Below are 25,549 nucleotides of genomic sequence, written 5' to 3'. Positions count from 1 at the left end.
CGGTCGGCCGGTCGGTCAGACCAACAGTTGAATGTCGCTGTCGGCCATGTCCTGAATGGCCGTCGCCGCGCCGACGCCGGTCGTGACGCCGTCGTAGAAGTCGTCCTCGTCGTAGTCCATCAGGTCGATGGTCATCTGACAGGCCTGGAACTCCACGCCCATATCCAGCGAGGTCTCGATGAGCTCCTCGATGGTGGCCGTGTCGTTGTCGTCTATCTTCTTCGCCATCATCCGCGTCGTCATCCGGTCCATCCCGGGGAGCGCGCCGAGGACGTTCGGGACGGGCATGTTCGGGTTGCCGACCGAACTCAGTTTGAGGTCCTTCGAGCGCTCCTCGTGGAGGATGTCCAGCCCCCAGAACGTGTGGAAGACCGTCACGTCGTAGCCGAAGGCGGCGGCGGTGCTGGCGAGGATGAGCGGCGGGTACGCCATGTCCAGCGTCCCCTTCGTGGCGATGATGGACATCTTCTGCTGGCCGTCGTCCTCGGTCGCTTCGGCGAGCGACTCCTCTAACTCCTCGATGCGCGCGGCGAGTTCGGCGCGGGTCGGAACATCCTCGTCGGATGCCGTAGGCGTGTCTGTGCTCATGGCTGGTCTCACTCCGTCTTGCGCACGTAGTGTTTGAAGACGTCCTCGCCCTCCGCTTGATCGAGGAGTTCGACGCCGTCGGTCGTGTCGGCCCATCCGCCGAGGTCGCTCATGCTCCCCGGGTCCGTCGCGAGCACTTCGAGGACGTCGCCCTCGGCGAGCTGGTCGACGTTCTGCTTGGTCTTGACGACCGGCATCGGGCAGTTCTCTCCTTTCACGTCGAGCGTCTGGGTGACTTCGTGTTCGGTCATGGTATTGTCTTCACCACCCAATACCGGGTGCAGTATAAAAAATGTGTCGGTAGTAATCATAGAATTGTACACTACTCTGCCCCCGCTCTGTCGATATAGTCTGTATTTGGTCCTAATACGCCGCTTTTTTCGCCATTAGTATTGTGTGGGAGTTGAATTACTATGCAAAGCCTTATTTCCGAGCAACCGATAGAGAGGAGTGACGATGACTCAAGGGGCCAACCCCGACACCAGCGAAACGGTCGCATCGACCACGCCCGCCGAACTGAAAGCCCGCATCGACGCCGGCGAGGACGTGTTCGTCCTCGACGCGCGCTCGGAGGGCGACTTCGAGGAGTGGCGCATCGACGGCGAGTCCGTCGAGATCGTGAACTACCCGTACTTCCAGTTGCTCGACGGCATCCCCGAGGACCTGCACGCGGACCTCCCGGACGACCGGCGTATCACGGTCCTCTGTGCGAAGGGCGGTTCCAGCGAGATGGTCGCCGAGCACCTCGAAGCCGAGGGGTACGAGGTCGACCACCTCGAACGCGGGATGAAGGGCTGGGCGCGCATCTACGAGTACCAGGAACTGGACGCGGCCGGCGACGTGACCGTCGCGCAGTATCAGCGTCCGTCGAGCGGCTGTCTCGCCTACCTCGTCGTCTCCGACGGGGAGGCGGCGGTCGTCGACCCGCTTCGGGCCTTCGCCGACGAGTACGTTCGGGACGCGAAGGCGCTCGGAGCCGACCTGACGTACGCGCTCGATACCCACGTCCACGCGGACCACATCTCGGGCATCCGCGACCTCTCCGCCGGGACCGACACGACGGCGATTCTGCCCGAGGCGGCCGCCGGCCGCGGCGTCGACTACGACGCGGACTTCGAGACGGTCGAAGACGGGGAGACGCTCTCGCTCGGTGACACCGAAATCGAGGTCGTTCACACCCCCGGCCACACGACCGGGATGACCGCCTACAAGGTCGGTAACGTCCTGTTCACCGGCGACGGCCTCTTCACCGAGAGCGTCGCCCGGCCGGACCTCGAAGACCCCGAAGCCGCGAAGGACGCCGCCCGAACGCTCTACGAGAGCCTCACCGAACGCGTCCTGACGCTGCCCGACGAGACGGTCGTCGCGCCGGCTCACTTCAGCGACTCGGCGACGCCCGCCGACGACGGCACGTACACGGCCGAACTCGGCGACCTCGAAGCGCGGATGGACGCGCTCTCGATGGACGAAGACGAGTTCGTCGAGTTCATCGTCGCCGACATGCCGCCCCAGCCCGCGAACTACGAGGACATCATCGCGACCAACCTCGGGCGGCAGTCCCCCGACGACGAGACGGCGTTCGAGCTCGAACTCGGGCCGAACAACTGCGCCGCCAGCGAGGACGCGCTGACTAACTGACGATGGAACCCCTCACACCGCTGTTCGCGCTCGGAGACCCCTTCCCCCGGGGAGTGCTGCCGTACCTGCTCGGCGGCCTCCTCGTCGGGCTCGGAGCGTCGGTCGTCTACCTCTCGACGGGTATCATCGCGGGCGCGAGCACGTTCCTCGAATCGACGCTCTCGTACGTCTCGAACGTCGACCGGTTCAACCGCTTCAAGTACCGCCAGTCGCGGGGGTGGCGACTCGTCTTCACCGCGGGTATCGTCAGCGGCGCGGCGCTCTGGGCGTTCGTCCTCGCGCCCGACCCGGGAATCTGGACGACGAGAGTCGAGTGGTGGCGGCTGCTCGGCGGCGGCTTCCTCGTCGGCGTCGGCACGCGCCTCGGGAAGGGCTGTACCTCGGGACACGGCGTCTGCGGGGTCGGGTCCCTCTCGAACACCTCGCTGGTGAACGTCGCCACGTTCATGACGTTCGCCATCGGGACCGCGCAGATAGTCCAGGCCCTGGGGGTGAGCCCGTGAGCGACGCCGACCGGAGCCCGCTGTTCCTCCCGATAATCTACGTCGGGGGGCTGATATTCGGCCTCGGCCTCGCCGTCAGCGGGATGGCCAAGCCCGAGATCGTGCTGGACTTCCTCCAGTTCGAGGACTTCGGCCTCCTGTTCGTGATGGGCGGCGCGGCCGTCGTCAGCGGGATCACGTTCACCGTCGCGACGCGGTATCTCGACCGAGCGCCGCTGACCGCTCGCGAGTACGCGCGCCGCGTGAAAGAGTTCGACCGGAACGTCGTCCTCGGCGGTGCCGTCTTCGGCGTCGGCTGGGGGCTCTCGGGCATCTGCCCGGGTGCCGCCTACGCCAGTTTCGGGGTCGGTAACTACCCGATCCTGTGGGCGATAGCCGGCATGTTCCTCGGAGCCTACGCGCAGGGATACGTGCGCTCGACCAGCACAGACGACGCGACCACGACCGACGCGACCACGCGCTAACAGTACCACAGATGTCTCGACTCGATACGCCAACCGTTCGGAAGCAGTATTGTGTAGTAATGGATATACTAACCAAACCAATAGAGGGAGCGTGAGATGTTCGGGCTCGAATCGCTGAGCGGCTCTGCGCAGGCCGTCGCCACCGTCGGGGTCGTCTTCGCGGAGGCCCTCGTCCTGTACGTCGGCTACGGCGCGCTCAGCGGCGCGCTCGGCTCGACCGTCCTCGACGCGCTCGGAGGTGACTGACGATGGCGATATTCGGACTGAGTATCGGAATGATCGCGCTCTTCGTGGGCTTCGGACTGCTCATCGGGACCCTCTTCGGGTTCTTCGGGATGGGCGGGTCGTTCCTCGTGACCCCCGCGTTGCTCGTGATGGGCTACCCCTCGACGGTCGCCGTCGGGAGCGGCCTCGCGTTCGTCTTCGGGACGAGCGTCATCGGCGCGCTCCGGCACCGCGACCACGGGCAGGTCGATTACACGCTCGCCGTCATCATGACCGTCGCCATGACGCTGGGCATCGAGGCCGGGAAGAACGTCGTGTTCTTCCTCGACGCCACCGGGATGGCCGACCTCATCATCAACGTCGCCTACGTCGGCCTCCTCGCGATAGTCGGCCTGTTCACGCTGCGCGACGCGTGGTCGGACGACGAGGAGAGCGAGACCAGCAGCGACCTCGCCGGCCGCGTTCAGTCACTCCACATCCCCCCGATGGTAACGTTACGCGGCGGCGTCCGCGTCTCTGGGACCATCATCTTCGCGGTCGGCCTCGTCATCGGCGTCCTCTCGGGGTTCCTCGGCGTCGGCGGCGGCTTCCTGCTGATGCCGGCGATGATGTACGGCCTCGGCGTGCCCGCGGCTATCGCCGTGGGGACTGACATCCTCCAGATAACGATCTCGGGCGCGTTCGGCGCGTTCACCTACGCGCAGTCCGGGTCGGTCGCACTCCCCGTCGTCGGCGCGCTTCTGGTGGGAAGCGCCCTCGGCGCGCGCGTAGGAGCCGGGGCGACTAACCTCGTCGACGAGGGCGAGATAAAGGGCTACTTCGCCGCGATGCTGCTCGCCGGCAGCGTCGCCGTCGCCTCGAACAAACTCGGAACCGTCTACGGAATCGAGGCCCTGAACACGCTGAGCACCGTCCTCATCTTCGGGTCGGCCCTGCTGGTGAGCGGGGCGGTGGTCCTCGCCGCGGTCTGTCGGCTCCGGGGAGACTCGGACGGTACGTGGTGTCGCCTCACCACGTCGTAGACCTCGCGGCGTCAGAGATAGGCACAGTATTGTGCCATCTATGCAAATACTTTTGCTCGTCCGGTTCGTACTGTCTGCCAACGATGCCTAACTCGATGAACGAGATGCTCCGCAAGGACATGCAGTGCGAGGGGTTACTGGAGTGTTTCCACGACCTCAAGGAGATAGACAAGGAGATATTCCAGTTACTCCACGACCGCGCGGATCCCCTCACGGTCGACGAGATCGCGGATCAGGTCGACCGCGAGCGCTCGACCGCCTACCGCGGCGTCCAGCGACTGATGCAAGCGGGGTTCATCCAGAAAGAGCAGGTGAACTACGACCAGGGCGGCTACTACCACGTCTATCGGCCCCGCGACGGCGAGGAGATCGCTCAGGAGATGCAGCGGACGCTCAACGATTGGTACGCGCAGATGGGACAGCTCATCGGGGAGTTCGGCGAGAAGTACGACAGCGAGTCGCGCCCCGCCACCGCCGAGAACTGAGGTCTGGTTTCCCTTCGCGCTACACGCGCGCGTTCGCTCAATATCACTGCCGGAGAGACCGCGGGCTCGCCTCGGTAGCGGTACGCTCGTGCACTCACGGGACGAGCCGTCGGAGGAGCGAGGCCACGCGGTAGAGTACCGTCCGGTCGCGGTAGTGTCGCCAGCCTCTGAAGCCGCCGGTGAGCGTGGTCGCCTCGTAGCCGCGATCGTTCAGGTGAGCGGTCGCCTTCCGCGCGACGATCCCGGCCTTACAGACCGTCACGACCCTCTGGCCGTCGGGAATCTCCGCCAAGTGCGCGTCGAGCGACTCGGTGTCGCCCTGCCGGAGGTCCTCGTAGACCGGGACGTTGTAACTGCCCGCGACGTGGTCCCGTCGATAGTCGACCGCCGGGCGGACGTCGAGGACGAACGCGTCGTCGCTCGAGAGCCGATCGTCGAGTTCGGACGGTCCGATTCGGTTCATTCGCCGATAGTTGTGTGAGAACGGTGAAATAGTTGGTGATCCGTCGATCGGTCGGACCCCTCTCGATCGTGAGTAGACGCCGCCGATTCACCACACATGTCGCTAATTCGGCGTCTACTGGCGTTTTGAATCAGCGCGTCGTACCGCCGCCAACGGATTTATGGGTCCAGAATCCCTCAGTATTGGATGCGATGAGCAATACCGGATACGAACCGAGCGAGCTCGCGCGTCGCGTTCGAGACGACGAAGACCTCTTCGTCCTCGACGTCCGGAACGAAGAGGACTACGAGGAGTGGCAGATACCGGGCAGTACGAACCTCCCGATATACGACGACCTCCTCGAATACGACTACTCCTCGCTGGAGGAGCGACTCGACGACGTCCCGAAGGAGAAGGAGATCGCCGTCGTCTGCGTCGCGGGCGTCACGTCCGCTCGCGCCGCGGAGTTCCTGCGCGAACGCGGCTACGACGCCGAGTCCATCGACGACGGGATGAACGGGTGGGGGAAGGCACATCGTCAGTACGACGTCGAGGGAGCCGACGGCGTCGTCCAGGTCGTCCGGCCCGGCACCGGCTGTGTCTCCTATCTCGCCCACGACGACGGCGAGGCCGTCGTCGTCGACCCGACGCAGTACATCGAGGAGTACCTCGACGCCGCGGACGAGCGCGACCTCGAGATCGTCGGTGTCGCCGACACGCACGCCCACGCCGACCACGTCTCCGGCGCGCGCCGCCTCGCGGGCGAACTCGACGTTCCCTACTACCTCCACGGCGAGGACGCCGGCGAGCTCGACGGAGTGAGCGAGCTCGAGGACGGCGACGCGATCGACGTCGGCGGCCGCGAACTCGACGTCCATCACACGCCCGGGCACACGCCAGGGAGCGCGTCCTTCGACTTCGGCGACGCGCTCCTCTCCGGCGATACGCTGTTCCTCCGCAGCGTCGGCCGACCGGACCTCGAAGACGGTTCCGAGGACGCCGTCCGAGAGGCCGCGAGCCGACTGTTCGACAGCCTCGACGAGCTGACCGACTTCGACGACGACGCGGTCGTCCTCCCCGGCCACTTCAGCGACGAGGAGGTGCGCCCGCTCGCGACCGAACTCGGCGACCTCGTGGCGGAGTCGAACAACGAACTCCTGAGCCACGTCGAAGGCGGCGACGAGGAGGCGTTCGTCGAGACCATCGTCGAGAGCCTCGCCGACGAGCCCGCGAACTACAACGAGATCAAACAGATCAACTGGGGCAAGGAGCAACCGGGCGGCGACGTCGAATCGCTCGAACTCGGCCCGAACAACTGCGCCGCCAACTGAGTCTCCCCCTCTGAATCTCTCGCCGGTTCGTCTCGCCCGCGCCGGAGAGCCGCCGGTAGTTCGTCTCGAGTCCCGGACCGACGGACCGGCGTGCACCACCTATCCCGCACAGAGACACGCGATCACACGCTGACCACCGTGAAACAATAGTATTGTCCAATACACCCAAAACTCTTAATTACTGATGGCACGTACTAGCGAGTGATGACTGTAGAACCCTCGACCGATTCGAACAGCCAGTCGCCCGCGGAGCCGGTCGCCATCGACGGACAGGCGGCCCTCGACGAGTTCGTCGCCGAGAACGACGTGGTCCTCGCCGACTTCTACGCCGACTGGTGTGGTCCCTGTAAGATGTTAGAGCCGACCGTCGAAGGGCTCGCGGCCGACACCGACGCCGCCGTCGCGAAAGTCGACGTCGACGCCAACCAACCGCTCGCGCAGGCCTACGGCGTCCGCGGCGTGCCGACGCTCGTCCTCTTCGCGGGCGGTGAGAAAGTAGAGGAAGTCGTCGGCGTCCAGTCGGAAGACCAGCTCCGCTCGCTGATAGAGCGGTACGCCTGAGACGCTCCCTGTCGGTTCCCGCTGGCGTCACTACGTGAGTAGTGACCGGATCTGATTGACGCAATCTGTGTAGCCAGAACTCGTTTTTACCGAGGCAGATATTGACCGCTACGGAGTCAAGGATGACCGGAACGAAGCACGTGCACTCGACAACGTCGGCAGAACCGCTGAGCGAAACCGTCGTCTACGCCGTCGCGGCGGCGAAGGGGGTCGATCCGCTCGATCTCGACGAACGCCTCTACGATCACGTCAATCCCGAAGCGTTAGACGAACTGTTTCGAGAGCCCGACGCCGAGCGCCACGCCACGCTCACGTTCTCGATGGCCGGGTGTCGCGTCGAGATAGAGAACGGCGAGGTCGTCGTCGTGACCGAATCCGAGGAACCATCAGCGCCCGAGGTACCCGCGTAGGCAGATTCTGCGAGACGAACCGACACCGATCCGTCGCCGAGACGGGCCCGCTCACGTCGTCGGGATCGATACCGCGCTCTTCTCGTCGTCCGCTTCGCCGAGCGTCGCTCAGTCGTCCGCGACCAGCGTCTCGCCCTCGTCCGAGATGAGGCGGTCCATCGCGTCCACCATCGCCTGCACGGACGCGCGGGTGATGTCCGAATCGCTCGCCGACACCGCGACGGAGTCGTCGCCGCGCGCCATCTCGATCTCGACGGTGACCATCGCGTCGGTCCCGCCGGTGATCGCGTCGACGTGGTAGTGTTCGAGCGACGCGTCGGCGGTGTGAGAGAGCGCCGTCTGGGCGGCGTTCATCGCGGCGTCGACGGGTCCGGACCCGACGGCGGCCTCCTTGCGTTCCTCGCCGTCGACCGAGAGGCGCACGCTCGCCGTCGGCGTATCGGACCCGGAGACGGCGGTCAGGCCGAGCAGGTCGACCCGACGGTCCTTCTCCTTGCCCGTGACCTCGTCGGCGATGGTCAGCAGGTCGGCGTCGGTGACGCGCTTGCCCCGGTCGCCGATCTCCTTCACGCGCGCGACGATATCCGATAGCTGCTCGTCGGTGACGGAGACGTTGTGCTCGTCGAGCGCGGCCTGCACGCCGGCCCGACCGGCGTGTTTCCCCAGCGCGAGGCGGCGCTCGCGGCCCACCTTCTCGGGCGGGTACGGCTCGTACATCGCGTCGTCCTTCAGGGTGCCGTCGGTGTGGATGCCCGACTCGTGGGTGAAGGCGTTCTGCCCGACGACGGCCTTGTTCGGTGCCAGCGGGATACCCGTCCGGCTGGCGATGAGCTCCGCGAGGTCGTACACCTCGGTGAGTTCCATCGTCTCGACGCCGTAGCCGTGCGAGAGCGCGATGGCGACCTCCTCTAAGGCGACGTTGCCGGCGCGCTCGCCGATGCCGTTGATGGTGCCGTGGACGAGGTCCGCGCCCGCGGCGACGGCGACCAGCGCGTTCGTCACCGCCATCCCGAGGTCGTCGTGGGTGTGGGCGCTGACCGGGCCGAGTTCCGAGAGCCGCGAGACGCATTCGAGCGCGCGGTCCGGCGTCGCGTGGCCGACGGTGTCGGCCCAGCAGATGCGGTCGGCTCCGGCGTCGAGCGCCGCTCCGAGCAGTTCTTCGAGGTACGCTACGTCCGCGCGGGAGCCGTCCTCGCCGATGACCTCGACCCAGAGGTCGTGGTCTTTCGCGTACTCGACGAGTTCGACCGTGTTCTGTACGTTCTCCGTCTTCGAGGTACCGACCTTCCCCTCGACGTGGCGGTCGCTCGCGGGCACGACGAGGTTGACGCCGTCGACGCCGCACTCCACCGCGAGGTCGATGTCCCGCTGGATTCCCCGGCAGAAACTCGTCACCGTCGCGTCGAGGTCGAGCCCGGCGACCCGCGAGATGGTCTCGCGCTCGCCCGGACCGGTGCAGGCGCTGCCCGCCTCGATCACGTCGATACGCGCGTCGTCGAGCTTGCGGGCGATGTCGGCCTTGTCGTCGGGCGTCAACGAGACCCCCGGGGCCTGCTCGCCGTCGCGCAGCGTCGTATCCAAGAACTGTACCTCGCCGACTTCCTCGAGGGGACGCGTCGCTGGATGGTCCCCGAACAGTGTGTGCTGACTCACAGAAGATTCACGTCCTTCACGCTGTGGGGCGAATTTCACACCCAGCCGCCTCGCGGCGACTTCCTCTATCCTCCGTCGGGTATTCCGACATAGTGGTACCCACTCGAACGGTCACGGTCTAAAGTCTGTTGGATGTGGTCTCGGATCTCACCCGAATACTGATTCGTCCCGTCGGCCGACGAGCCCCGACAGTTCGGTTCGAACAACGATTACAGAGATTACTGTACAAACATTGTCCGCGGCAGTCTGAGCGAACCCGCAGTGTCGACCTCCGCCGCTCGTCGAGGGGTTCTCGGACGGTCGGTATATGCCGTCCGCATACTGAACGGCTATCAGTATACGGGCAGGTATTATTGAAGTGGTACCTAATTGGATAGCTATGACGCAGCGTTACGCGACTCGTTTCACTCGCGGGTCCTCCGCGGAAACTCCCCTTCTCGAAACGACCGACGACAGTCCCGCAGATACCCCGCGGAGATTCGCGCTACGATGACTATGACCGTCAACGAGAATCCGGAGTCTACCGCTTCGCAGCCGTCGAACGAGGACGTATCGCCGAATCTCGTCTTCGAGACGACCTACGAGTACGGGACCGAGACCGACGAGCTGACGGTACTCATCGTCGACGCCATCGCCGACGAGATGGACGTCTCTCCCGTGAAATTCGTCTCGAAGATCAACGAGGCCGTCAACCCAGACGCGATGGAGCGGATACTCCGCCCGCTGCCGGACGGGACGAAGCGGAACGGCCAACTCATCTTCTTCCTCCACGGGTTCCGAATCAGCATTCACGGCGACGGCACGGTCAGGATCCACGAGACCGCGACCTGAGTCACTCGACGACGACCGTATCGCCCGTCTCGACGCCGTCTGCCGCCCCAGCCGGGAGTTCGAGGACGGTATCGGCTTTCGCGTACCCCATCGACCGCCACGGGCGTAACGTACTCGCGCGCCGGACCGTCTCGTCGGCCAGCCAGATCACGTCTAAGGGAAAGCGGACGAACAACATGTGGATGAACCGCCGACCGACGCGATCGAAGGGAAAGACCAGCGCGTAGTCCTCGGGGACGGACCGCCGGAACATCAGCCCCCGAGACTGTTCGAGCATCGTCTCGGCTCGGTCGACCGTCGTGGCGATGGTCCGGGACCGCCCCTCCGGGTCGTGGACGACAGGCATACGCCGGGCGATGAGAGGCGACGGCAAAAGCGTTCTGTCGGAAACGCGAGGGGAGTGAACGACCGTCGGAGACAGATTCAGGTAGCGCCGGTTCCCACGCGAGAACATGGAGAAGGCACCGGGCGGCACGAGCGTCGGCGTCGACGACCCCTACGACCACGTCGACCGCTGCGACTTCGTCACCGACGAGGGGAAGTGTCGCTGGGCGCGCGAACACGGCCGGCACGACCCCGAGTTCGCCGACGCCCGGAGCGCCGAGGAGTTCCGCTGTCCGGCAGCGGTGGGTCCGGACGGCGACCCCGAAGGCGCCGAATGGGATTGGTCGGACTGCCCGCACTTCCGCTGTCGGAACCGCGACCGCGAGTGCATCCGCTGTGGCCTCGAAGAACGGCGGATGGCCCACTCCGACGAGCGGCCGCTGCTGGAGGAACACCACCTCTCCTATGCGGATTCCGCGAGCGAGGACAACCCGGCCCACGAGATCACGGTCTACCTCTGCCGCTGGTGTCACTCGAAGGTTCACGGGTCGTGGGCGCGCATCGACGACGACGTGAACCCCGACCCCGAGGCCATCGCCGAGAAGGAAGGACGGCGGACGAAGGAGCAATCGGAGATGGGCTTTCAGTCGGCGGCCGAGCGGTACGACGAGGAGTAACGGCCGGCCGATCAAACAGTGGGATAGGAACGAAAGGGGCCAGTCGCTGGACGCGCGAGACGGAGCAAGCACTGTCCCGAGCGAACGCAGTGAGCGAGGACAGCGCGTAGTTCGAAAGACGGCAAAGCCGTCTTTCGTCATCACGAAAGTCGCATAGCGCCTTTCGGACGACAGCGAGTCGCAGGAGTTCAGCGATCGGGGGCTTTCTAACTGTTCGCGGTCGTCTCTGTTACGTGGCCTCCGCAGTTAGCTGTCACTGCTAGCGCCGTTTCAGGGGATATATACGCACCGGTAGCGTGACACTATCCAATGACTCAGATCGTCGTCATCGACAACCACGGCCAGTTCACCCACCTGGAGCAGCGCGCGCTCCGGGACATGGGAGTCGACGTCGAGCTCGTCGACAACACCACGCCGCCCGAGGAGATCGACGCCGACGGAATCGTCCTCTCGGGCGGCCCGGACATGAGCGACATCGGCAACTGCCCCGAGTATCTCGACCTCGACGTGCCCGTCCTGGGCATCTGTCTGGGGATGCAACTCATCGCCGACCAGTTGGGCGGCCGCGTCGGCGGCGGCGAGTACGGCGGCTACGCCGACGTGACCGTCGAGATTCTCGACGAGGACGACCCGCTCGTGGGGTCGCTCGCGCCCGAGACGCGCGTCTGGGCCAGTCACGCCGACGAGGTCAAGGAGGTCCCCGAGGGTTTCGAGTGCACGGCGACCTCTGACGTCTGCGGCATCGAAGCGATGAGCGACACCGACCGGGACCTCTACGGCGTCCAGTGGCACCCCGAGGTCGCCCACACCGAGGAGGGCGAGGAAGTGTTCGAGAACTTCCTCGCGGTCTGTACCCAGCAGTCGGCCCCGAAGCAGTAGTCGGGTAGGAGAGCGACCAGTTTATGTGCGGCCGCGGGGTTCTACACGATACATGACCGCGACACAGGGGAACCTCGCCGGTCTCTCCCGGTTCATCTTCCGGGCCCCGAACTGGTACTCCAGTCTCGCGTTCGCCCTGTTCATCGCCGCCGTCACCGGCGTCGCCGCCTTCGATTCGCGGTTCGTCCTCGACGACGCGTGGCAGGGCGTGTTCTTCATCGGCTTCCCGACGGCCATCGCCAGCGCGGTGACGCCGTGGGTCGACCGCCGGCTCGACGGCCAGTTGACGCCCAACCGCGCGTCGCTGCTCGCGCTCATCTGCGAACTCATCACGATCGCTTTCCTGACGGTCGCGGGAGCCATCGCCGTGCTCACGCCGCGGCTCGGCCAGAACTTCGTCTTCGACGTGTTGCTGGTCGCGTTAGCCTCTATCTTCGCGTTTCGCCTGCTAATCCTGATGGCCGTCTCCCGGCACTCCCTGCTGAAGGCGGCGATTCCCGCGAGCGTCCAGACCGTCGCCGCGGCGGGCTTACTGGCCGTCTACAGCGGCGCGACGGCGCTGCTCCTCGACAACCCCACGCTTCGGGAGACGCTCGCCCGCGCGGAGGTCGCCCCGCCGGAGATCCAGGGGTTCATCCCCGAGGACTTCCTGCTTCTGGGCGTCATCTGCGCCCTCTACGCGCTGGCGGTGTGGCTCTTCCTCGTCACCATCGACCGCCCGTGGCGCTCCTCGCTCGGCGTCTCCGCGCTGGATTTCCTGCGGGGGTTCATCGGCCACATCGCCGAGGGCTCCGACGAACTGGAGACGTTCTTCGAGGAGATCGGCGAGGAAGCCATCGTCCCCGTGACCGTCCTCTCGGTCCGCCGGCCAGACGGCGGGGAGAAGGCCCGCTTCGTCCTGCCGATGATACATCCCGGCCCGATGGGGGAGATCGGCGGCGGGAACCTCCCCAAGCGAGTCGCGGCGGCGTCCGACGGACTCGCGTTCCCGCCCCACGCCACCGCCGGCCACGACTTCAACCTCGTCACCGAGGGCGAAGTCGATACCATACTCGAGACCGCCGACGCCGCGTTCGGGGACATCGAGTACAGCGCCGAAGCGACGACGAGTCACCGCATCACCGAGGGCGAGGCCACGCTGACCGGCCAGGCCTTCGGCGGGGACGCCTTCGTCGTGACGACGTACGCGCCCGGCTGTGCCGACGACGTGGACTACTCCGTCGGCCTCTCGGCGATGTCCGAGGCGCGCTCCGACGACGTCGAGGAGGTGCTGCTCGTGGACGCCCACAACTGCAACGACGGCCTCGACGGCGAGGACCTGGGCCACGTCGTCCCCGGCAGTCAGCGCTCGTTCGACATGATATACGGCACGGGTCGACTCGGCGAGACGCTGACCGAGAGCGAGACCGGCCCGCTGCGCTGTGGCGTGGCGTGGGACGAGACCCAGTGGGAACCCGAGGAGGGCATCGGCCCGTTGGGGATCCGCGTCTGCGTCTTCGAGGTGAACGACGAGCGGACGGCCTACGTCCTCGTCGACGGCAACAACATGGAACCGGGCCTCCGGGACCGCATCCTCGCCGCCGTCGAGGGCGTCGACCGCCTCGAAGTGATGACGAGCGACACTCACATCGTCAACACCGTCGAGGCCGAGAACCAGGTCGGCCAGGCCATCCCCCAGGAGGACGTGGTTGCGCTCGTCGACGACCTCGTCGAACGCGCCGTCGCCGACCTCGAGCCCGTCGAGGCGGGGATGGCCAGCGAGCCGGCCGAAGTGACGGTGTTCGGCAACGACCGCACCGAGACGCTGGCCTCGACGGCCAACGCGATGGTGTCGCTGGGCGGCGCGCTCGCGGCCGCGTTCATCATCGTCGTGATGACCATCAGCGTCCTCATCTTCGTTCTGGCCGGGCTCTGAAGCGGCCGCCGATCGGGGTTGGGGAGAAGCCCGTATCGCGTTCGAGCCGGGTTACGGCGGTTCGATACGCTTCGTCGCTGGGCACCGCAGAGTCTGGCCCCGTCTTGGTATTTAAAATTGAACGCCGAGGAGGAGATTTGAACTCCTGAGTCCGTGAGGACAGTTGCTCTCGAAGCAACCGCCTTGGCCAGGCTAGGCTACCTCGGCTCACCCAACAGTTTCGCCGTTTGGTCTTTAGGCGTTTCGATTCGTCGGGGGTCGTGTTCTCGATACGCATTTACCGGACGCGTGACATGGGCGCGCATGGACGTCACTGAGGCAAGTGACCTGTCGAATCAGGTCTTAGACGAGGTGGGGAGCGCAGTCATCGCGGACCGCGACTTCTTCGAGACCGTCCTGCTGGGCGTGGTGGGGAGAGGGCACGTCCTGTTGGAGGACGTCCCCGGCACGGGGAAGACGCTGACCGCCCAGAGCGTGGCGACGGCGCTCGGGCTCTCCTTCTCGCGCGTGCAGTTCACGCCGGACCTGCTTCCGGCTGACATCACCGGCACGCACGTCTTCAACGAGCAGACCCGCGAGTTCGAGTTCACGAGGGGACCGATATTCGCCAACGTCGTGCTGGCCGACGAGATCAACCGCGCGCCGCCGAAGACCCAGTCGGCGCTGCTCGAAGCGATGGAGGAGGGACAGGTCACCGTCGACGGCGACACCTACGAACTGCCCCAGCCGTTCTTCGTGCTCGCGACGCAGAACCCCGTCGACATGAAGGGGACCTTCGAACTGCCGGAGGCGCAGGTCGACCGCTTCCTCGCGAAGAGCTCCATCGGCTACCCCGACAGCGACGGGGAGGTCGAACTGCTGCGCCGCCGGGCCGGCCGCACCGAGCAGAGTCCGAGCGTCGAGGCCGTCCTCAACGACGAGAAGGTGACGAACCTGCGCGCCGTCCCCGAGACGGTCGCCGTCGACGACGACCTGCTGTCGTACATGGCCGACGTCGCGCGGGCCACCCGCGAGGACTACCGCGTCGAGGTGGGCGTCTCCCCGCGCGGGACCCAGCGGCTGTTCGAGGCCGCCCGGGCGATGGCGACCATCGAGGGGCGGGAGTTCGTCGCGCCGGACGACGTCAAGCGCGTCGCCCGGCCGGTGTTGGCCCACCGCCTCGTCCTGACGCCGGACGCCCGCGTCGAGCAGGTGGACAAGCGCGACGTGCTGGCGGACGTGCTCGGACAGGTGCCGGTCCCGACGGTCTAGCGGACCGCGTAGATCGTCAGTATCGTCCCCGCGAACAGCAGCGTCGCGGTCAGCGTGTCCGCGGCGGGAACGGCGACCACCAGCCCCGAGAGAGAGACGACGCCGACGGTGAGCGCGGCGACGAGCGTCCCGCCGGCGACCCGAACGACCTCTGCGTTCCGCGTCACCGCGCCGTCGGTCAGGCTCTCGTCGAGCGAGATCGCGTAGTGGCCGAAGTCCCACGCGAGCACCGCCGCCGCGACGCCGAAGAGGAGGGAAACGGCGGCGCTCCCGAGGACGCCGGCGACGAGGACGCCGAGTGCGACGGTCGCCGCGCCGACCGTCACCGCACCGCGGTGTGAGCGGACGACGCCGCCGGACACCGCGACGACGCCCACCAGTGCGACGGGGCCGCCGCGAGTCGTCGCCACGGCGAGCGCGCCGAACAGCGCGGCCGCGACCGCGGCGACACCCACCAGTCGAACGCGTCTCACGCCAACCACTCCCCTCCCTGTCGCTCGATGGCGGCCGCGAGCGACTCCCCGTGTCGCCAGTCGATCGCCGGGATCCCCCGCCGTCGGAGGTCGGAGAGCCTGAACAGGCGCTTCGCGGCCGCGACGGTCCCCGCCGCCGTCGGCCGGGTCCCCGGGTCGGGGCTGAGGACCGTCACCGGGTGGCCGTAGACGGCCAGATACCGCAGCGTCCGGACGACCGTGTCGTCAGTGAGCGACGAACAGCAGACCACCTGCGCCGCGTTCGGGAGTTCGCGCCGAAGCCAGCGGAACGTCGGCCCGACGTGGAACTCGCCGTCGGCGGGCGTCGGCCCGAAGGCGTCCGCGCTCGACAGCGCCGTCTCCAGCCGACTCCGGTGCGCGTGGCCGCCGCCCGGCGGGACGAACAGCCGCCTCGTCGAGAGCGCCGCCAGTCCGACCTGATCTTCCGCGTCGATGCGAGCCTCGACGACCCCCCGAGCGGCGACGACGGCGCGGTCGACGGTCGTGTCCAGCGACGGGTCGGTCGGCGCGCGGTAGGCCGCCGGGCGAGCGTCGACGAGGACGACGACGGTGGCGGCCTGTTCCTCCCGGAACTGGAGCGTCGAGAGCTCGCGCGTGCTCGCGTAGCGGTTCCAGTCGATGCGGGAGAGCGGGTCGCCCGGGCGGTACTCGCGGGTGGCGTAGAAGGCGATGCCGTCGCCGCCCGAGTCGGCCTCGATGCGACCCCGGTGCTGCGTCGTCCGCGACCGGACCGGCACCGAGAGGTCCGCGGGCGGCAGCGAGACGGAGAGCGAGTCGTCGCCGGTGACGGTCGGTTCGGTCACCGTCGCCGCGGTTCCGGCCGCGTCGCCGACGACCGCCCGCGGCGGGTCGAAGGCGTGGTCGCCGCGGGTCGCCCGGACGGTGTACTCGATAGTCGCCGTCGCGTCCGGGCGCAGCGCCGTCGCTAGCTGCGCCGACCCCCCGGTGATGGCGAGCGTATCCGGCACGCCGTCGGCGAGGCGACAGTCGAGCAGCGTCCGGTCGCCGTCGTTGCGCACCCGCGCCGTCACGGTCACCTCCTCGCCGTGGGTCGGGTCGTCGGCGTCGACGGCGCGGTTCACGGTCAGATCGGGGTCGGGGACCCGCGAGGCGGCGCTGACCGTCAGCGCGACGACGGCGACGGCCCCCGCCAGCACGAGCCCCGACCGGCGGGCGACGATCCCGACGCCGACGAAGACGAGCGGTACCAGCCGAAAGCCCGCCCACCGTCCGGTCCGGACCGTTCCCAGCCCGCTGGCCCGCCGCGGTTCGGGCGGCGCGTCGTCGTCGGCCGCGAGTCCCAGCACCGACCGGAGACCGGTCGCCGCGCGGTCGAGTCGGTAGGCCAGTCGCGTCGTCCCGCCGAGCCGCGCCGCCAGTCGGTCGCGGTACTGTCGGTGACGCCCCACGTCGCCCGCGAACGCCGCGCTCGCCGACGGGTCGTCGGTCCACTCGCCCGACGCGAGCGCGGCGTCCGCGGCGTCGGTGTCGCCGTCACGGGCGAGCGCCCGTCGGAGCAGCGATCGGACGTCCTCGGTCAGTCGGTGCCGCTCGACCCGTCGCGTCGCCCCTGAGCCGAACCCGTCGGTCGCCGGCTCCGGCGGCGAGACGTCGCGGATCGAGGGGTCCCGCAGAACCGGGCTTCGCGGTTCCGTCCGGTATCGTCGGTACGCGCCGTACAGCCCCAACCCGACGGCGAAGAGCCCGACGAAGACGACCGTCCCCGGTCGGAGCGACAGCGAGAACGCCCCGGTCACCGCGCCCCAGAGACCGGCGAGTACGACGGGGACGCCGGCGACGAGCGCCGCTCGACGGCGATAGCTCACGACGCCCCTCCGTAGGCTCGTTCGACGTTTCGCAGAGCTTGCTCGGCCCGCCGTTCGCGCTCCTCGGTCGCGGGTCGGTCACCGTAGCGGACCGTCCGGAAGAGGTCCGTCAGCACTGCTACGTCCTCGGGGTCCATCCCGGCGTCCACGGCCGCCGTCTGGAACTCGCCCGGCGTGCTGGTCTCGGGGTCCGGGACGGCCAGCGCGTCGGTCATCTCGCGCCACGCCCGGTAGACGGCGTTGTCGAGCGGGGCGTCGTCGGCGATGCGGTCGGCGGCTCGCCCGGCGGCCTCGCCGAGCGCCGTCGGATCTTCGGTCGCCGTACCGTCTTCCGTCTCGGTGTCGGCGTCCGTCACCGTCCACGTCTCGGCGTCCGCCGCTCGAAAGAGCACGATGCCCGCCAGGACGACGAGCGCGAACGAACCGACCGCGCCGACGAGCCACGCCGACCGCGAACCCGGTCGGGTCGCGGCGACCGCGCCGGCGGTGGCGTTCTCGACCACTGGACCGGCGAATCCGCCCGCCGCGCTCGGGTTCCAGCCGACGACGACGAAGACGACCGTGAGGACGACTGCGGTCAGGCCCATCGTCACGTAGTCGCTCGACCGGTACTGTCGCAGTCCGTAGGCGAGCGCCGCGACGCCGACCAGCAGGAAGACGAGCAGGGAGACGTCGCGGAGCGCCGAGGGCGTCTCGGCGTCGGCGGAGTCGAACCCGCGGCGCTCGCCGCTGACCACGCTTCCGTCGCCGGACTCGACCGGTCGGTCGAGCGTCGGTGCGCCGACGACGAGCGCCAGGACGGCGAGGAGGGCGACCGCGGCGTAGAGCGGACGACTGTCCATACCTACCGTTGCGGCGCGGGTGAATAAAAATTACATCGGCTTTTCAGTCTCGTCTTCGTCCGCTCGACCGTACCCGCCGCCGCCCGGCGTCTCGACTCTGAGCGTCGTCCCCGCGTCGACCTCGCGGGTCACCTTCGCGGGCACCGCCTCGCCGTCGAGGAAGTTCCGGCCCGGTTCGCCGTCGCCGCCGCCCGCCAGCCCCCACGGGGCGTGACGGCGGCGCTCGGTCAGCAGCGAGACGGCGGCGGCCGCCTCGACGGTGAGTTCCCGAACCAGGCCGTCGCCGCCACGGTGTTTCCCACTTCCGCCGCTCCCGGTACGGAGGCTGTACTCCTCGACGCGGAGCGGATAGGCGGCCTCCAGCGCCTCGACGGGCGTGTTCAGCGTGTTCGTCATCCCGACCTGCACGCCGGAGGGGCCGTCCGCGTCCGCGCTCGCGCCCATCCCGCCGCCGACCGTCTCGTAGTAGCTGAACTCGGGGCCGCCGACGACGACGTTGTTCATCGTCCCCTGCCCGGCCGCCGGGACGCGGTCGGGCACCGCCTCGGCGAGCGCCCGGAACACCACGTCGGTCACGCGCTGGCTGGTCTCGACGTTCCCCCCGACGACGGCCGCCGGCGGCTCCGGGTTGAGCAGCGACCCCGGCGGCGCGCGCACGGTCACGGGGTCGTAGCAGCCGGCGTTGGGCGGCACGTCGGGGTCGGTGACCGACCGGACGACGAAGTACACCGCGCTCTTCGCGACCGACAGCGGCGCGTTGACGTTGCCCGCGACCTGCGGCGCGGTCCCCGAGAAGTCCACGTCGAGGGTCGCGCCGTCGACGGTCACCGTCACCTCGATGGGGATGTCCGCGTCGGTGACGCCGTCGCCATCCAAGACGTCGCTCGCGGCGTAGACGCCGTCGGGGAACTCCCGGAGTTCCGCCTCGACGCGCTCTCGGGAGTACGCCCGCACCGCGTCGAACGCCGCCAGCAAGCGGTCGCCGTGGTCGGCGAGCAACTCCCGGACTCGCTCGGCCCCGCGGTCGTTGGCCGCCAGTTGCGCGCTGAGGTCGGCCCGCCGTTCCTCGGGGTTGCGGACGTTCGCAGCGAGCAGGTTCCAGACGCTCTCGCGTCGCTCGCCGTCGGCGACGAGCCGCGTCGGCGGGATGCGAAGCCCCTCCTGTTGGATGTCGCGCGCGCCCGCGGGCATGCTCCCGGGAGCCATCCCGCCCACGTCGGCGTGGTGGGCGCGCGAGACGGCGTACCCGACGATCTCGCTCTCGTGTACGATCGGCGAGACGAGCGTCACGTCCGGGAGGTGGGTCCCGCCCTCGAAGGGGTCGTTCAGGACGAACACGTCGCCGGGTTCGGGGTTTCGGTCGAGGACGGCGTCGACGGCCTCCGGCATCGCGCCTAAGTGGACCGGGATGTGCTCGGCCTGTGCGACGAGCTCGCCCGCCCCGTCGAACAGCGCCGTCGAGCAGTCCCGCCGCTCGGTGATGTTCGGCGAGAACGCGCCCCGAATCAGCACCTGTCCCATCTCCTCGGCGACGCTCTCCAGTTGGTTGCGGAGGATCTCCAGTTCTATCGCGTCGAGTTCAACGTTCGTCATTGAGTAGTAACCTCCATAGAACCGCGGCTTTTTCACCCATGTTTCTCGAGGAGTGGTGCCGGAGCGAAGGGACGGCACCCGACGATGAAAAAGATGGGTCGACCGCGTCGAGTTCGGGGTCGGAACCGATGTCGTCCGTCGTCATGCGCGGCCCTCCAGTCGGAGCGTCCCGCGGTCGTCGACGGCCAGCGACCACTCGGGTGGAACGACGACGGTGCTCTCGCCGCCCTCGACGATGGCCGGGCCGTCGCGGTCGGTATCGGGAGCGAGCGCGTTCCAGTCGAGTACCGGCGTCTCGTGCCACGCCTCGCCGAAGGAGGCGTCGCGCGTCCCCGTCTGGGGGTCCGCGTCGGCGGTCGAGGTGCGAGTGAGGTCGGGCATCGCGTGGCCGACGGTCGCCGTCGCCCGGAGCGTCACGAGTTCGACGTCGCTGTCGGGGAGCCGGTAACCGTGGGTCCGTTCGTGGGCCGCCTGAAAGCGGGCGGCGAGCGTCGCGCGGTCGAAGTCCTCGATACCGACGCCCAGTTCATGGCTCTGGCCGGCGTAGCGACAGTCGGCCTCGAACGCGACCGTCGCCGCCTCGGGCGTCGTCGTGTCGTCGAGGACCGCGCGTTCGAGATCGGCGAGGACGGACTCGACGGACTCGGGCTCCGCGTCGCCGAGACGCGCGCGGAAGGTCCGGACGGCGTCGTGGCGCTCGTCTGCCGCCAGCAGGCCGAGCGCCGAGAGGACGCCGCTGGCTCGCGGGACGACGACGGTGGAGACGCCGAGTCGGTCGGCCAGCGCCGCGGCGTGCATCGGCCCCGCGCCGCCGAAGGCCGCGATGGCGAACTCGCGGGGGTCGTCGCCGCGCTCGGCGGTGACGCTCCGAATCGTCCGGGTCATCGTCGCGTTCGCGACGCGGTAGACACCGCGGGCGGCCGCTATCGGCCCGTCGAGATCCGCGTCGTCGGCGAGGGCCGCGAGCGCGTCTCGGGCTGCGTCGGCGTCGAGCGAGAGCGCGGACCCGAGCGTCGTGTCCGGTCCGAGATACCCCAGCAGGAGCGCCGCGTCCGTCACCGTCGGGTCGGTGCCGCCCCGTCCGTAGCAGGCCGGGCCGGGGTCCGCGCCGGCGGAGCGCGGCCCGACTCTGAGTGCGCCGCCGGCGTCGACCCAGGCGATCGAGCCGCCGCCGGCACCGACCGTCTCCACGTCGACCATCGGGACCCGGACCGGCCGGCCGCCGATGTCGGCGTCGGTCGTGCGCTCGATAGCGCCGTCGCGGACCAGCGACACGTCGCTTGAGGTCCCGCCCATATCGAAGGTGACGACGCCGTCCGCGTCGTCGGGTTCGAACGCGCTCGCGCCGACGACGCCCGCGGCCGGCCCGGAGAGGGCCGTCGTCACGGCGCGTTCGCGGACGGCGTCGGCGTCGGCGATGCCGCCGTTGGACTGCATCACGCGCGGTTCGGGCAGGCCGCGATCGGTCGCGCCCTCGACCAGTCGGCCGAGGTACGCGTCGACGACCGGCGCGACGTAGGCGTCGGCCGCCGCCGTCGCGGTGCGCTCGTACTCTCTGAACGCCGAGAGCACCTCGTGGCTCGCCGAGACGGGGGCGTCGAGTTCCTCGCGCAGAATCTCGACGGCCCGTCGCTCGTTCTCGGGATGCGCGTAGGCGTGGAGCAGCGACACCGCGACCGCGTCGGCCTCGATATCGCTCGCGAGGTCGCGGACCGCGTCGGGATCGACCGGGCGCTCGATGCCGCCTGTCACGGCGCGCTCGTCCAGTTCGTAGCGGCGCTCCGCTGGCACCAGCGGGTCGGGTCGCGCGACCGACTGGTCGTACAGTTCCGGGCGGTCCTGCCGCCCGATGGCCAGCACGTCGCCGAACCCGTCGGTGGTCACGAGCGCCGTCTCGGCCCCCTCTCCCTCCAGAAGGGCGTTCGTGACGACGGTCGTCGCGTGGCGGAATCGAGAGACGGAGTCGGGGTCGACGCCGGCCCGCTCGCAGGCCGTCGCGACGCCCGCTAAGACCCCCTCGTGCTGGGGGTCCGTCGTCGGCACCTTCGCCGTCGTCACCCCGTCTCCCGCGACGAGGACGACGTCGGTGAACGTGCCCCCGACGTCGACGCCAAGTCGAACCGAATCGTCCATGCGACTACTCGGGTCGGGGGCGGCAAAAACGGTGGGCGTCGTCGCAAATACCGTCTCGTCCTCAGTTCCACGTCCACGTGGCGTCGAGCGCGTACCGATAGAGGCCCGTCAGGGCGATGGCCACGCCGTTGGCGATGAGATACTCGACCGCGGTCGCCGAGACCAGGGCGTAGAGGATTCCCAATTGCAGGGGGATGGCGGTGCCCCGGACGAGGTTCGTCTTCCCCATCCCGACGATGTACTCCCGGCGCGAGGTGTGTTTCGAGCGGTGGAACGTCCACGCGTTGTTGAGGACGTACTGGAACAGGATGGTGATCTCGATGGCGACGAACGCCCCGAACAGGTAGTTCAGCCCGCCGATGTCGACGAACGCCCACAGCAGCACCGTCTGGACGGCCGCCGCGCTCAGACCGACGAGGAAGAACCGAAGGAGTCGCTGTCGTCGCGGCGAAGTTGCGACGGCGTACGACATGTCGGCCTACTTGTAACCGAGTGCTTTTAAGCGTGCCGCAATTTCGTCTGACGCTTCTTCCGCGTCTCCGCCCCCTGAATCGGCGTCAGACGCCGTTTCGAGTCGGGCGACGTGGTCGGCGACGGCCGAGGAGAGTCGGTCGACGACCGGCGGCGGGGCGACCCCCTCGGCACAGAGATCTCGCCGCTCGGTCGGGTCCTCGCGGCGGTCGTACAGTTCGCGATGGCCAGACTCGGTGTGCTCGATGTAGGTCCAGTCGGCGTCGCGGGCGCTGACGAGCAACTCGCCGTCGTCGAGGCGGCGCGGGATCGGTTGGCTCGTCACGCTCTCGCCGCGGACGGCGACGGAAACGATCGGGCTGCGGTCCTCGATCGCCTCGCCGTCCACGGCCGCTGCGACGGATTCGCCCTCCCACGCCTCGGCCGAGTCGACGCCGAGCAACTCACAGACGGTCGGCGGGATCGCGTTCAGTCCGACCGGTTGCTCGACCGTCCCGCTCTCGCCGTCGGGGTGGGTCACGAAGAACGGCACCTCGACGAGTTCGCGGTAGAGTTTCGGGTAGTGCGCGAGGTGGCCGTGGTCTAAGAACTCCTCGCCGTGGTCGCCGGCGACGACGACGGCCGTCTCGTCGGCCAGTCCCTCGTCGGAGAGCGAATCGAGCAGCCGGCCGACGCTCGCGTCCACCTGTCGGATGGTCCCGTCGTACAGCGTCCGGAGCGTGCCGAGTCGCTTCTCGTCGACGTCCCAGCCCAGTCCCGTCCGGGCGTGTGACCCGAGCATCCTGAACAGGCCGAAGTGCGTGTCCGAGACCTCCCGGAGGTGTCGCGGAGCCGGGACGTACGGCGTGTGCGTGTCCATGTAGTGGACCCAGAGGAAGAAGCCCTCCTCCGTCGATTGGAGGAACTCGGTCGCGCGGTCTTCGAGGTCGCCCATCCGCGAGACGTCGGCGAAGGGGCGTTCGTCCGACCCGCCCCGAAGGATCGTGGCGGCGCGGCGAAACGGCGACGACAGCAGTTGGACCCAGGCCTGTACGGTCGGGTGGGCGGCCAGGTACTTGCTGTAGACGCTGCTCTCGACGAACGGCTCGAACTCGTCGAAACCGCGGTCGTACCCCCAGTGTTCGGTCAGGAAACCGTTGGCGGCGTTGAACCCGGCGGTGGCGAGCCCGGCCTCCGAGAGCCGTTCGGCCAGCGTCGGCGTCGAGGCGACGCCGATGTCTCCCCCCTCGTCGAACACCGGCCGCGAACCGTGGATGCTGGGAAACGAAAAGGGGGTCCAGTTGCCGTGGGCGATGGCGTTCTCGAAGACGACGCCCTCCTCGGCGAGTCGGTCGAACACCGGCGAGACGCTATCTGGGCCGCCGAGCGCGTCGGCCCGGAGCGAGTCGACGGTGACGAGAACGACGTTGTTCACGTCACCCGGCATCGGTGCCACCTCCCTGTCCCGGGGAGGGGTGGCGCGGCGACGACGGCGGACGGAACGTCGCCGTCGCGGCTGCGCCACGCGAGTCGTACATACGCCCCCCAACGCGACCGGCAGTACTGAATGTTCTGGTGTCGCTCGGCTGCGAGCGCGGCGGACGGCGCGACGTCGAACCGCGTCGCCCTCCCGCGGTCGCTCGAGAGATCGGCGGCGGTCGTGTTCCTCAATCGATAGCTTTAGGCGATCACTCGCGAACACCTCACTCGATGCCCTCCGCTAACCGCCGAACCTTCATCAGTGCGACCTCTGCCGGTCTCGCCTCGCTGGCCGGCTGTGACTCGCTCCGGTCGAGTCCCGGCGTCGAGTACGCGCTCTACGTCGAACCGCCGGACCGCCCGCTCGCGGAGATCGTCCGGTGGCAACCCGGGCCGAACGAGGACGGCCCGTACGCCGCCACTCGCCGCGACGCGTGGGCGGCCGCGGTCACCGGCGGGCGCTACACAGTCTCCGGGCACAGCGCCGTCCCCGACGGCGAGTACACCGAACACGACGGCGCGTACTATCAACTCCACGACGTCGTCACCGGGAGCCGGCGCATCGAACGCCCCGTGTTGCGACTGCACTGGGTCGGCCGTGCGGACGACGGGGACGCACCGGACGCGACCCCGCGCGAGTCGCTGCCGGCCCTCGACCGCCACGCCGTGCTGCCGGCGTACTTCGCCGCTCGCGCCCGGGAGTACGACGGTGGCGCTCCGTGGGACTTCGTCGAGGAGGGCGGCTACGTCTACCGGTACGCCGCCCGAGCCGAGAGCGAACTGGCACCGACGCCGGACCACGAGTACGTCTCGGTCCACGACACCGTCCTCCGGGTGGACGTGAGCCGCGAGACGCTCGTCGAAGCCGAGCACACGGCGACGGCGACGCAGGTGGCGACGAGTCCGAAGGCGTTCGCCGACGTCGCGGACGCCGCCGCCGTCGAAGTCCGCCTCTCCCCGGACGAGTTGAGTGCGGACGCACGCGACCTCTTCGAGCGAGCGCGCGGGCGGGAGACGTACACCGAGACGACGCCGCTCTCGGCCGAGTTCGAATCGCTGCTGTCGGCGCTCCGCCTTCGGGAAGCGCTCGGTTGCTCGCGGTCGAACTGCGAGCGCGAGACCGACGAGACGCAGTATCTCGCCTACGACGGTGCGTACTACGACTGCCAGTTGTACGTCGACGACAGCGAGTAGCGCGCCCGAGTCGGTCGTCCGCGACCCGGCTTTCGCCCCCGCGCCATTTCTCGACGTCTTGTGATTATCTCACTACATATCGACAGATACTATAAACGTATTTATAAGAGCATTCCTATCCGAGAGATTTTATCCCCGTATTTTGATACTATAACTATTTCTGACCCTAATAGTACACACTAAGTCCGATTCGGTCTCTATTTTCTCGTATTCGATTCTATTATCCGAAAATTCAATGGTCCGAGTGCTATCGAGTGCCTTTCTGGTATCGTTTCGCGGCACTTTAGTAAACATAGCGACCGGCGACCTGCCGTTCGATATCGTCGAACCGCCGTATCG

Annotated in this window: 28 protein-coding genes and 1 tRNA gene; 15 read left to right on the top strand and 14 right to left on the bottom strand. The window is 68.1% G+C overall.

Going from position 1 to position 25,549, the window contains the following annotated elements; all coding sequences use genetic code 11:
• Positions 1–15: 15 nt before the first annotated feature.
• Positions 16–588: a DsrE/DsrF/DrsH-like family protein gene (locus EGH23_RS00265; protein WP_220578038.1), complete on the bottom strand. Its 573-nt coding sequence runs from the start codon at positions 586–588 to the stop codon at positions 16–18.
• 8 nt (positions 589–596) lie between these two features.
• Positions 597–839 (bottom strand): sulfurtransferase TusA family protein, encoded by a 243-nt coding sequence (locus EGH23_RS00260; protein ID WP_220578037.1) that lies wholly within the window; start codon positions 837–839, stop codon positions 597–599.
• Positions 840–1,044: 205 nt separating this feature from the next.
• Between EGH23_RS00260 and EGH23_RS00255 the strand changes: the two genes are divergently transcribed.
• The 6 genes from EGH23_RS00255 (at position 1,045) to EGH23_RS00230 (ending at position 4,925) form a co-directional block, all read left to right on the top strand.
• Entirely contained in the window at positions 1,045–2,226 is a 1,182-nt protein-coding gene (locus tag EGH23_RS00255) for an MBL fold metallo-hydrolase (protein ID WP_220578036.1), read from the top strand.
• A 2-nt stretch (positions 2,227–2,228) separates the two neighbouring features.
• Complete coding sequence (locus EGH23_RS00250; protein WP_220578035.1) at positions 2,229–2,729, top strand: YeeE/YedE family protein; 501 nt, start codon at positions 2,229–2,231, stop codon at positions 2,727–2,729.
• Positions 2,726–3,193, top strand: coding sequence for a YeeE/YedE family protein (locus EGH23_RS00245; protein WP_220578034.1), 468 nt, complete (start codon positions 2,726–2,728; stop codon positions 3,191–3,193). Before EGH23_RS00250 ends, EGH23_RS00245 begins: the two co-directional genes overlap by 4 nt.
• Positions 3,194–3,289: 96 nt before the next feature.
• Positions 3,290–3,439, top strand: coding sequence for a DUF7512 family protein (locus EGH23_RS00240; RefSeq protein ID WP_220578033.1), 150 nt, complete (start codon positions 3,290–3,292; stop codon positions 3,437–3,439).
• Between the two features lie 2 nt (positions 3,440–3,441).
• Positions 3,442–4,440 (top strand): sulfite exporter TauE/SafE family protein, encoded by a 999-nt coding sequence (locus EGH23_RS00235; RefSeq protein WP_220578032.1) that lies wholly within the window; start codon positions 3,442–3,444, stop codon positions 4,438–4,440.
• Positions 4,441–4,523: 83 nt separating this feature from the next.
• Entirely contained in the window at positions 4,524–4,925 is a 402-nt protein-coding gene (locus EGH23_RS00230; RefSeq protein WP_220578031.1) for a helix-turn-helix domain-containing protein, read from the top strand.
• 94 nt (positions 4,926–5,019) lie between these two features.
• Here the strand turns inward: EGH23_RS00230 and EGH23_RS00225 are convergent, their stop codons facing one another.
• Entirely contained in the window at positions 5,020–5,388 is a 369-nt protein-coding gene (locus EGH23_RS00225) for a rhodanese-like domain-containing protein (RefSeq protein WP_220578030.1), read from the bottom strand.
• A 191-nt stretch (positions 5,389–5,579) separates the two neighbouring features.
• On the opposite strand from EGH23_RS00225, the gene EGH23_RS00220 reads away from it, so the two are divergent.
• The 3 genes from EGH23_RS00220 (at position 5,580) to EGH23_RS00210 (ending at position 7,669) form a co-directional block, all read left to right on the top strand.
• The gene (locus tag EGH23_RS00220; RefSeq protein WP_220578029.1) at positions 5,580–6,698 is read left to right on the top strand and encodes an MBL fold metallo-hydrolase; all 1,119 of its coding nucleotides are present in this window, start codon (positions 5,580–5,582) and stop codon (positions 6,696–6,698) included.
• 204 nt (positions 6,699–6,902) lie between these two features.
• Positions 6,903–7,259, top strand: a complete 357-nt coding sequence (trxA, locus tag EGH23_RS00215) for a thioredoxin (protein WP_220578028.1) — start codon at positions 6,903–6,905, stop codon at positions 7,257–7,259.
• 140 nt (positions 7,260–7,399) lie between these two features.
• The gene (locus EGH23_RS00210) at positions 7,400–7,669 is read left to right on the top strand and encodes a HalOD1 output domain-containing protein (protein ID WP_328765760.1); all 270 of its coding nucleotides are present in this window, start codon (positions 7,400–7,402) and stop codon (positions 7,667–7,669) included.
• A 108-nt stretch (positions 7,670–7,777) separates the two neighbouring features.
• Here the strand turns inward: EGH23_RS00210 and EGH23_RS00205 are convergent, their stop codons facing one another.
• Complete coding sequence (locus tag EGH23_RS00205) at positions 7,778–9,322, bottom strand: (R)-citramalate synthase (protein ID WP_328765759.1); 1,545 nt, start codon at positions 9,320–9,322, stop codon at positions 7,778–7,780.
• A 495-nt stretch (positions 9,323–9,817) separates the two neighbouring features.
• On the opposite strand from EGH23_RS00205, the gene EGH23_RS00200 reads away from it, so the two are divergent.
• Positions 9,818–10,153, top strand: coding sequence for a HalOD1 output domain-containing protein (locus tag EGH23_RS00200; RefSeq protein WP_220578026.1), 336 nt, complete (start codon positions 9,818–9,820; stop codon positions 10,151–10,153).
• A 1-nt stretch (position 10,154) separates the two neighbouring features.
• On the opposite strand, the gene EGH23_RS00195 is transcribed toward EGH23_RS00200, so the two are convergent.
• Complete coding sequence (locus EGH23_RS00195) at positions 10,155–10,499, bottom strand: DUF192 domain-containing protein (RefSeq protein ID WP_220578025.1); 345 nt, start codon at positions 10,497–10,499, stop codon at positions 10,155–10,157.
• Between the two features lie 106 nt (positions 10,500–10,605).
• On the opposite strand from EGH23_RS00195, the gene EGH23_RS00190 reads away from it, so the two are divergent.
• The 3 genes from EGH23_RS00190 (at position 10,606) to EGH23_RS00180 (ending at position 13,948) form a co-directional block, all read left to right on the top strand.
• Positions 10,606–11,154: a DUF7097 family protein gene (locus tag EGH23_RS00190; protein ID WP_220578024.1), complete on the top strand. Its 549-nt coding sequence runs from the start codon at positions 10,606–10,608 to the stop codon at positions 11,152–11,154.
• Between the two features lie 309 nt (positions 11,155–11,463).
• Positions 11,464–12,033: a GMP synthase subunit A gene (locus EGH23_RS00185; RefSeq protein ID WP_220578023.1), complete on the top strand. Its 570-nt coding sequence runs from the start codon at positions 11,464–11,466 to the stop codon at positions 12,031–12,033.
• A 52-nt stretch (positions 12,034–12,085) separates the two neighbouring features.
• On the top strand, positions 12,086–13,948 hold the full coding sequence (locus EGH23_RS00180) for a DUF2070 family protein (protein WP_220578022.1): 1,863 nt from the start codon (positions 12,086–12,088) through the stop codon (positions 13,946–13,948).
• Positions 13,949–14,070: 122 nt separating this feature from the next.
• On the opposite strand, the gene EGH23_RS00175 is transcribed toward EGH23_RS00180, so the two are convergent.
• Positions 14,071–14,155 (bottom strand) — tRNA-Ser (locus EGH23_RS00175).
• Positions 14,156–14,251: 96 nt separating this feature from the next.
• On the opposite strand from EGH23_RS00175, the gene EGH23_RS00170 reads away from it, so the two are divergent.
• Entirely contained in the window at positions 14,252–15,199 is a 948-nt protein-coding gene (locus tag EGH23_RS00170; RefSeq protein WP_220578021.1) for an AAA family ATPase, read from the top strand.
• Here EGH23_RS00170 and EGH23_RS00165 read toward each other — a convergent pair.
• From EGH23_RS00165 to EGH23_RS00130, 8 genes are all read right to left on the bottom strand, one after another.
• Positions 15,196–15,672: a DUF7519 family protein gene (locus tag EGH23_RS00165; RefSeq protein WP_220578020.1), complete on the bottom strand. Its 477-nt coding sequence runs from the start codon at positions 15,670–15,672 to the stop codon at positions 15,196–15,198. The genes EGH23_RS00170 and EGH23_RS00165 overlap by 4 nt on opposite strands.
• The gene (locus EGH23_RS00160; RefSeq protein ID WP_220578019.1) at positions 15,669–17,519 is read right to left on the bottom strand and encodes a DUF58 domain-containing protein; all 1,851 of its coding nucleotides are present in this window, start codon (positions 17,517–17,519) and stop codon (positions 15,669–15,671) included. The genes EGH23_RS00165 and EGH23_RS00160 overlap by 4 nt, the downstream gene beginning before the upstream one ends.
• On the bottom strand, positions 17,516–18,361 hold the full coding sequence (locus tag EGH23_RS00155) for a DUF4129 domain-containing protein (protein WP_220578018.1): 846 nt from the start codon (positions 18,359–18,361) through the stop codon (positions 17,516–17,518). The genes EGH23_RS00160 and EGH23_RS00155 overlap by 4 nt, the downstream gene beginning before the upstream one ends.
• A 30-nt stretch (positions 18,362–18,391) precedes the next feature.
• Complete coding sequence (locus EGH23_RS00150; RefSeq protein WP_220578017.1) at positions 18,392–19,954, bottom strand: hydantoinase B/oxoprolinase family protein; 1,563 nt, start codon at positions 19,952–19,954, stop codon at positions 18,392–18,394.
• Positions 19,941–20,099, bottom strand: coding sequence for a hypothetical protein (locus tag EGH23_RS00145; protein ID WP_220578016.1), 159 nt, complete (start codon positions 20,097–20,099; stop codon positions 19,941–19,943). Before EGH23_RS00145 ends, EGH23_RS00150 begins: the two co-directional genes overlap by 14 nt.
• The gene (locus tag EGH23_RS00140) at positions 20,096–22,087 is read right to left on the bottom strand and encodes a hydantoinase/oxoprolinase family protein (protein ID WP_220578015.1); all 1,992 of its coding nucleotides are present in this window, start codon (positions 22,085–22,087) and stop codon (positions 20,096–20,098) included. Before EGH23_RS00140 ends, EGH23_RS00145 begins: the two co-directional genes overlap by 4 nt.
• A gap of 61 nt (positions 22,088–22,148) precedes the next feature.
• Positions 22,149–22,559, bottom strand: coding sequence for a GtrA family protein (locus EGH23_RS00135; protein ID WP_220578014.1), 411 nt, complete (start codon positions 22,557–22,559; stop codon positions 22,149–22,151).
• Between the two features lie 6 nt (positions 22,560–22,565).
• On the bottom strand, positions 22,566–23,984 hold the full coding sequence (locus EGH23_RS00130) for a sulfatase (protein ID WP_220578013.1): 1,419 nt from the start codon (positions 23,982–23,984) through the stop codon (positions 22,566–22,568).
• 263 nt (positions 23,985–24,247) lie between these two features.
• Here EGH23_RS00130 and EGH23_RS00125 point away from each other — a divergent pair, with 263 nt between their 5' ends.
• Positions 24,248–25,210 (top strand): hypothetical protein, encoded by a 963-nt coding sequence (locus EGH23_RS00125; protein ID WP_220578012.1) that lies wholly within the window; start codon positions 24,248–24,250, stop codon positions 25,208–25,210.
• The last annotated feature ends 339 nt before the right edge of the window (positions 25,211–25,549 follow it).

The organism is Haloarcula nitratireducens, assembly GCF_019599505.1.
This window is presented reverse-complemented; position numbering and strand designations above follow the sequence as displayed.